The organism is Nonomuraea zeae, from assembly GCF_005889725.1.
Classification (GTDB): domain Bacteria; phylum Actinomycetota; class Actinomycetes; order Streptosporangiales; family Streptosporangiaceae; genus Nonomuraea; species Nonomuraea zeae.
This window is the reverse complement of record NZ_VCKX01000462.1, coordinates 1-6,940: the sequence shown is the minus strand read 5'-3', so window position 1 is coordinate 6,940 and position 6,940 is coordinate 1. Positions and strand designations below refer to the sequence as shown.

Annotated in this window: 6 protein-coding genes; 1 reads left to right on the top strand and 5 read right to left on the bottom strand. The window is 72.8% G+C overall.

The genetic code is table 11. From position 1 onward, the window contains the following. A partial coding sequence (locus ETD85_RS58885) for a DUF6716 putative glycosyltransferase (RefSeq protein WP_338087268.1) occupies nucleotides 1-729 on the top strand: 729 nt, incomplete at its 5' end. 112 nt (nucleotides 730-841) lie between these two features. On the opposite strand, the gene ETD85_RS58880 is transcribed toward ETD85_RS58885, so the two are convergent. The 5 genes from ETD85_RS58880 to ETD85_RS58860 all read right to left on the bottom strand — a co-directional run. Further along, nucleotides 842-2,077 carry a polysialyltransferase family glycosyltransferase gene (locus tag ETD85_RS58880; RefSeq protein WP_206059569.1) on the bottom strand — a complete coding sequence of 412 codons (1,236 nt, stop codon included), beginning with the start codon at nucleotides 2,075-2,077 and terminating at the stop codon, nucleotides 842-844. Further along, a complete protein-coding gene (locus ETD85_RS58875; protein ID WP_138698519.1) occupies nucleotides 2,078-3,058 on the bottom strand; it encodes a glycosyltransferase family 2 protein in 981 nt (326 codons plus the stop codon). Between the two features lie 26 nt (nucleotides 3,059-3,084). Then, nucleotides 3,085-5,121 carry an N-acetylneuraminate synthase family protein gene (locus ETD85_RS58870; RefSeq protein WP_138698518.1) on the bottom strand — a complete coding sequence of 679 codons (2,037 nt, stop codon included), beginning with the start codon at nucleotides 5,119-5,121 and terminating at the stop codon, nucleotides 3,085-3,087. A gap of 73 nt (nucleotides 5,122-5,194) precedes the next feature. Continuing rightward, nucleotides 5,195-5,884 (bottom strand): response regulator, encoded by a 690-nt coding sequence (locus tag ETD85_RS58865; RefSeq protein ID WP_138698517.1) that lies wholly within the window; start codon nucleotides 5,882-5,884, stop codon nucleotides 5,195-5,197. Further along, nucleotides 5,881-6,940, bottom strand: a 1,060-nt coding sequence (locus tag ETD85_RS58860; RefSeq protein ID WP_138698516.1) for a sensor histidine kinase, incomplete at its 5' end; no start/stop codon positions are given. The genes ETD85_RS58860 and ETD85_RS58865, both read right to left, overlap by 4 nt.

Sequence of the window (6,940 nt, the reverse complement as noted above, 5' to 3'; positions counted from 1 at the left end):
GCGGTGGGCCTGGCCAGGCTGCCGTTCCTGCGTACTCAGGCGGAGGCCGGCCCCGGGGGCGGGAACCGGGTCGTGTTCGCCACCCAGGCGAAGGTGCCGCGCGAGCGGGAGCAGCGCGAGCGGATCCTGCTGGCGCTGGCCGAGCTGGCCGGGCGGCGTCCCGACCTGGACGTGGTGGTCAAGCTGCGGGCGCTGGAGGGCGAGCGGCAGACCCACAACGAGCGGCACCACTACCAGCGGCTGTGGCGCGAGATGGGGGAGCCCGGCCGGCTCGCGTTCGCCGCCGGGCCGATGCACGAGCAGCTCGGCCGGGCGGCCGGGTTCGTCACGGTGAGCTCGACGGCGGCGCTGGAGGCGATCGCGCTCGGCGTGCCCTCGCTGGTGCTGAGCGACTTCGGCGTGAGCGCCGAGATGATCAACCTGGTGTTCGAGGGCAGCGGCCTGCTGGGCACGCTCGGCGAGCTGGCCGATGGCGGTTTCCGCACGGCCGCGGCGGAGTGGTGCGCGGCCAACTACTTCCATCCCGCCGAGCGCGGCGACTGGACGGGGCTGCTGACGGGGCTGGTGATCGCCCGGCCGCGGATGCCGGCCAGGTCGCTGCTCGACGGCCCCGAGCACGCCGCCGCGCGGCGCCGGGCCAGGCTGCGGGTGGAGGTCCCGCCCACGATGCTACGGGCGGGCTACCGGGCCAAGCGGCGGATGCGCCGCTACCTCAAAGCCCTCTCCTGAGCCCTCGAAGCTCGCTCCCGAGCCGCCGAAGCTCGCTCCCGAGCCTTCGACGCTCTCTCCCGAACCGGAACGAAAAGGCGAACGGGCCCTTCCCCGAGGGGAGGGCCCGTGATCAGATCGCGGACCGGATCTTCTTCCGGAGCCGGGACAAAGTCCCCGGCTTGGCCAGGAACCCCAGCGTCTCCAGCCGCTTGCGCTTGAAATAGCGCGGATCGAATTCGATGCTCGCCGGCCGCAGCTCTGGATAGGTGTCGGCCTGCATGCAGTAGCCGACCGCCCGGACCAGCGCCGGCAGGTCCACGGCCGGGGGCGCGGCGATCTCGCCGGTGGCCGACAGCCGGGGCAGCAGCGCGTCCACGATCGTGGCCGGGACGCGGTTGCTGTTCTCGTACGGGGTGAGCCGGTCGAGCACCAGATCGGCCCCGTACGAGGCCACCTTCAGCCCGAAATAGCGTTGCGCGGTCACCAGGCCGGTGGAGAAGCAGCCCACGACCAGCTCCGGCCGCAGCGCCGCGAAGCACACCTCGGCCGGCACGCTCTCCGCGGCAACCGACAGCCGCACGCCCATCGGCTCGGCCGCGGCCCGCAGGAGCTGGGCGTGCCGCCGCCCGGCGGCCGGATGCGGCTTGAAGACGATCTCCGAGTAGCCCCGGGCGGCCAGCGCCTTGAGCATCGTCTCGTGCAGCGCCGCCTCCTCCTCAGGCGTGACGATCTCCAGCGCCGACAGGTACTGGCCGAGGATCACCGCCCGGCCGGGCAGCATGTCGGGGGCGGTGGCGGTCACCTCGTGCACGACCGACAGGAACCGCTCCTCGGGCAGGATGGCGGGGGCGACGCCGTACTCGCTGAGCAGCAGCGGCGTCAGGCCCGGCACCAGGTCCAAATGCAGCAGCCGCCCGATGCGGCGGAAGATCTCGGCGGGCAGCGGGTCGCGGGTCGGCCCGTAGCTCATCAGCCCGTCGGAGTAGACCGTGATCGGGCAGTCGCGCACCAGCCCGGCGATCGTCCGCGCGGGCGGCACCGCGATCGACTCCAGCACCAGCTCCTCGACGCCGTCGAGCCCGAAACGGGAGCGGATGAGCCGCTCGAACATCGGCACCTCGATGACCCGCGCCCGCCAGTCGGACGGGTGCAGGGGGGCGATGAGCTCGTTCCAGGAGTGCACCTCGTCGAAACGCGAGCGCAGCACGGCGAAGCCGGGCGTCCTGTCGAGGGGGGCCGAGACCTCGGGGATGGCCGCGTTGTTCGACACGATGAGGACGCGGCGGCCGTCCCCGAACCGGCCGTCGTCGATGGCGGCGGCCAGTGACATCGCCCCGAACAACGTCGAGGCGTAGAAGACCTTCACCTATGTCTCCTCCCGGTCGCGGCGGAGCCGGACGTGCGGGGTGGGGGGCAGGTCGGGCACCAGGGCCCGCAGCGTCGCCTCGCGTTCGACGGACATCCGCGCCACCGAGCCGGCCACCAGCTCCGCGGGCAGCCCGCGCACCATCTGCGCGCCGCGTTCCTCGAAGCGGGCCCGCAGCGCGGGCGTGAACCGGTCGGCGATCTCCAGATGGTGGCCGAGCAGCGCGCAGAAGTTGCGCACCGCCTTGGGCAGGAACTCGGCCTCCAGGTCCTTGAACACCAGGTCGAACGCGTCGAAGAAGTGGAGCTGGCGCTCGTCGCCCACCTGCGTCAGCGATCCGGACACCAGCCGCCGGTAGAAGAGCCCGGCCATCGACACCACCGCGAAGGTGGCGGCCTCCCGGTGCAGCCGCCAGATCCACGGCCGGTCCTCGGCGGTGTGCAGGGAGCCGGGGAAGTGCAGCAGGTCGCGCAGGGAGCGGCGGTAGATCCCGGCCCAGGCGTACGGGTAGTCCACCATGGTCCGCACGCCCGCGGGCAGGATCGCGTCGCGCGGGTCGAGCACCACGCCGCGCCAGGCCAGCGGGGCGCGGTGCACGACCCGCTTGCGGCCCTCGACCTGGACGTGGTCCACGCGGACGAAGTCGCAGCCGAGCCCGTCGATGGCCTCGACCAGCCGGGTCAGGTAGCCGGGGGCGAGCCAGTCGTCGCCGTCCATGAACGTGACGTACCGGCCGGTCGCGGCCGACAGGCCCGTGTTGCGCGCGTCCGCCAGCCCCACGGGCGCGGGGTTGCGCAGCACGGTCAGCCCAGGGAGGTCACCGGCGAAGTCGCCGATGATGTCTCCCGTGGCGTCCACGGACCCGTCGTCCACGACGATGAACTCGAAGTCGTGCCGTGCGTTGTGGCAGAGCGAGGCGAGCGCGTCGGCGATGAAACGCTCGCCGTCCCGCACCGGCACGACGACCGAGAGGGTGATCAATGTGAGTTTCTCCTGGTACGAGCGGGTCAGACGGTCACCCGGCGCAGGCGGGCCTTCGGGGCCTCCTCGCCGGGGAAGACGCGCTTGACGCCGTCGCCCATGGCCTGCTCGATGATGCGGATGTCGCGTACCAGGTGCTCCAGCCCGGACGGTTCGAGCGAGGCGGCGTGGTCGGAGCCCCACATGGTCCGGTCGAGCGTGATGTGCCGCTCCACGCAGACCGCGCCGAGCGTGACGGCCGCCAGCGAGATCTGCAGGCCGCGCTCGTGCCCCGAGTAGCCGACCGGGACGCCGTAGCGCTCCTTGAGCGTGGTGATCGTGCGCAGGTTCGCCTCCTCGGGAGGCAGCGGGTACGTCGAGGTCGCGTGCATCATGATCAGCTTGTCGGTGCCGAGGATGTCGACGGCCTGGTCGATCTCGGACAGCGTGGACATGCCGGTCGACAGGATGAGCGGCTTGCCGGTCGCGGCCAGGGTGCGCAGCAGCTCGTGGTCGGCGACGCTGGCCGAGGCCACCTTGTGCACCGGGACGTCCATCTCCTCCAGGAACGCGACGGAGGGCACGTCCCACGGCGAGGCGAACCAGTGCAGCCCGCGCTCATCACAATATTTCGCGATCTGCCGGTACTCGTCGTAGCCGAACTCGGTCCGCTCCTTGTACTCCAGGTACGTCATCTCGCCCCACGGCGTCTGCCTGATCTGGCCCTTCTGCTCCTCGGGCACGCAGATCGCGGGGGTGCGCTTCTGGAACTTGACCGCCTGGCAGCCGGCGTCGGCCGCCACGTCGATGAGCCGCCTGGCCAGGTCCAGGTCGCCGTTGTGGTTGATGCCGATCTCGCCGATCACGTAGACGGGCTCGCCGTCGCCGACCAGCACGTCGCCGATCGCCACGGGGCCGAGCGCGGGCCGGGCGCGCACCTCGGCGGCCGGCGGCTCGGGCCGGGCGGCCACGACGCGGTCGCACAGCTCGCGCACGGCGCCGGACCCGCCGGGCCTGGTCAGCACCACGCGGGCGACCGCGCGCACGCGCGGGTGGGCGTCGGGCGTGGCGATGGGCCAGCCCACCTCGGACATCGGGCCCAGGTCGTTGACGTCGTTGCCGACGTAGGCCACGCGGGCCGGGTCGAGGCCCTCGATGGTCAGCCAGTCGCGCAGCACGGTCCGCTTGTCGGCCAGGCCCTGCAGCACGGGGACGCCCAGCTTGCGGGCGCGGGCGGCCACGACCGGGTTGTGCTCGGTGGACATCACCAGCACCTTCACCCCGGAGCGCCGCAGCAGCGACACGCCCATCCCGTCGGAGCGGCTGACCAGCACCATCTCGCGGCCGTCGGAGTCGACGTAGGCGCGGTCGTCGGTGTGGACGCCGTCGAAGTCGGTGATGACCGCGTCCACGTCGATCGGCTCGGGCCGGTCCAGGAACGGGGCGAGCGCGCGCACGAGCTCCAGGTCCTCGGGATTGTCGACCTCGATGGCGTGCTGCGGCGGCACCGGCTGCACGGCGGTCCGGCCGAAGAAGCGGTGGCCGTGCTCGCGCAGGCCGTCGGCGCGCATGACGTAGAAGGCGCCGTTCTCGCGGAACTGGGCCTCGCGGTCCTGCCTGCGCGGCCGGACGGCCGGATCGTGGTTGATCCCCGTGCCGGCGGCGGTCCAGAGGAACTCGTGGGTCGGCAGCCCCGACACGACCGAGTCGGCCTCTCCGTCGAGCACCTTGCGCACGGCCGCGGACAGGTCGTCCGGGTCGATGAACGCGCTCGTGCACTGCACGAGCACGACCACCTCGGGCTGCGCGCCGAGCGACTCAAGCGCGTGCAGCACGGCCGACTCGCTGGAGGCGGTCGCACCGCTCAGATCCTCGGGACGGTCCACGACGAGCGCGCCCGCCTGCCTGGCGGTCTCGGCGATGCCGGCGTGGTCGGTGCTGACCACGACCTGGTCCACGAGCTCGGCCCGGAGGGCGGCCCGCACCGCGCGGGTGACCAGCGGGACGCCCCCGACCGGGGCGAGGTTCTTCAGGGGTACGCCCGCCGAACCTCCGCGGGCGGGAACTACGGCCAGGACTCGCAAGGTGTGTCTCCTCAGTGCATCGGATTGCACCCAGAAGCTAGAGGGCCGGATTGAACGGCCAGCGTCACCACCATTAACTTTCCATGGGGATCCGGTAGAGCAACTCTGGCCGGCCCACCTGGCCGTAGCGCGGCACCCGGCCCGCGACCCCCAGGTCGACCAGATATTCCAGGTAGCGCCGCGCGGTCACCCTGGAGACTCCGATCGCGTCCGCCACGGCCTGCGCGGCCAGCCCCTGGGGATGCCCGCGCAGCTGGGCGGCCACGGTGTCGAGCGTGTCCCTGGCCATCCCCTTGGGCAGCTCGGAGCTGCCCCTGAGCGTCCCCAGGACCCGGTCCACGTCGCCCTGCCCGACGGCCAGGCCCGCCTCCTCCTTGAACCGGGCATATCGCGCCAGCTTCTCGGCGAGTGTCGCGTAGGTGAACGGCTTGAGAAGGTACTGGGAGACGCCCAGCGACACCGCCGAGCGGACCATGGCCAGGTCGCGGGCGGAGGTGACGGCGATCACGTCGCACATCAGCCCGCTCGCGCGCACGGCCCGGCACACCTCCAGCCCGTGCATGTCCGGCAGGTACAGGTCGAGCAGGATGAGGTCCACGGGCGTGCGGCCGAGGAAGCGCAGCGCCTGCCCGCCGGACCTGACCACCCCGGCCACCTCGAAGCCCGGCACCCGCTCCACGTAGATGCGGTTGGCCTCGGCGGTGATCTCCTCGTCCTCCACGACGAGCACCGAGAACGTGCCGCCCGGCTCCGGCCGCGTCATCGCACCCGCTCGGGGATCGGCAGCCGCACCGTGAACACCGATCCGGAGACCTCGATGGCGCCGCCGAGCCGCCGCACCGCCTGCCCGACTAGCGCCAGCCCGAGCCCGTGCCCGTCGCCCTTGGTGGTCCAGCCCTTCGCGAACGCGGCCGGGTCCGTCAGCCCCGGCCCGTCGTCGGCCACCCTGATCACGATCCCCTCGGCCCCAGCGCTCAGGTGCACCTCGATCCGGCCCGCCGCGTCGATGGCGTTGTCGATCAGGTTGCCCACGATCGTGACCAGCTCGCGCGGGTCGAGGCCCAGGTCGTCCAGCTCGCTGTCCTGGCTGATCACCAGCTCGCCGCCGCGCTCGGCCGCCTCCGCGCTCTTTCCCAGCAGCAGCGCCGCCAGCACCGGCTCGCGCACCGAGCCGACCACCCGGTCGGTCAGCTCCTGCGCGGCCCGCAGCTCGGCCGTGCCCAGCGCCACCGCCTGCTCGGTGCGGCCCAGCTCCACCAGCGTGATGACCGTGTGCAGCCGGTTGGCGGCCTCGTGCGCGGCCGAGCGCAGCGAGTCGGCGAAGCCGCGCTCGGCGTCGAGCTGGCCGCTCAGCGCCTGCAGCTCGGTGTGGTCGCGTACGGTCACGACCGTGCCGAGCCTGCTGGCGGCGCTGTTGACCGCGAGCACCCGGTCGCCGACCAGGTGCACCCGCTCCTCGTCGGCGGCCAGCATCCCGTCCTCCAGGGGGGCCAGGCCCAGCTCGCCCACGTGCCGCCCTTCCGCGTCGGCGGGCAGGCCGAGCAGCTGCCTGGCGGCGTCGTTGCACAGCGTCAGCGTGCCGTCCACGCCCACCAGCAGCAGGCCCTCCCTGACGGCGTGCAGGACCGCGTCGTGGTGGTCGTGGATGCGGCCCAGCTCGACGGGGCCCAGCCCGTGCGTCTGGCGGCGCAGCCGTACGGTGACCAGCCACGTCCCCGCCGCCCCCAGGCCCAGCGCGAGCGCCACGACGAGCCCGGCCCAGGCGAGCTGGTCGCGCAGCCGCGCGCTGATCCGGTCGATCGTGATGCCCGCGCTGACC

Excerpts from the sequence above, each read along its gene's own strand:
- ETD85_RS58865 (WP_138698517.1), bottom strand. The coding sequence starts at position 5,884 with ATGACGCGGCCGGAGCCGGGCGGCACGTTCTCGGTGCTCGTCGTGGAG.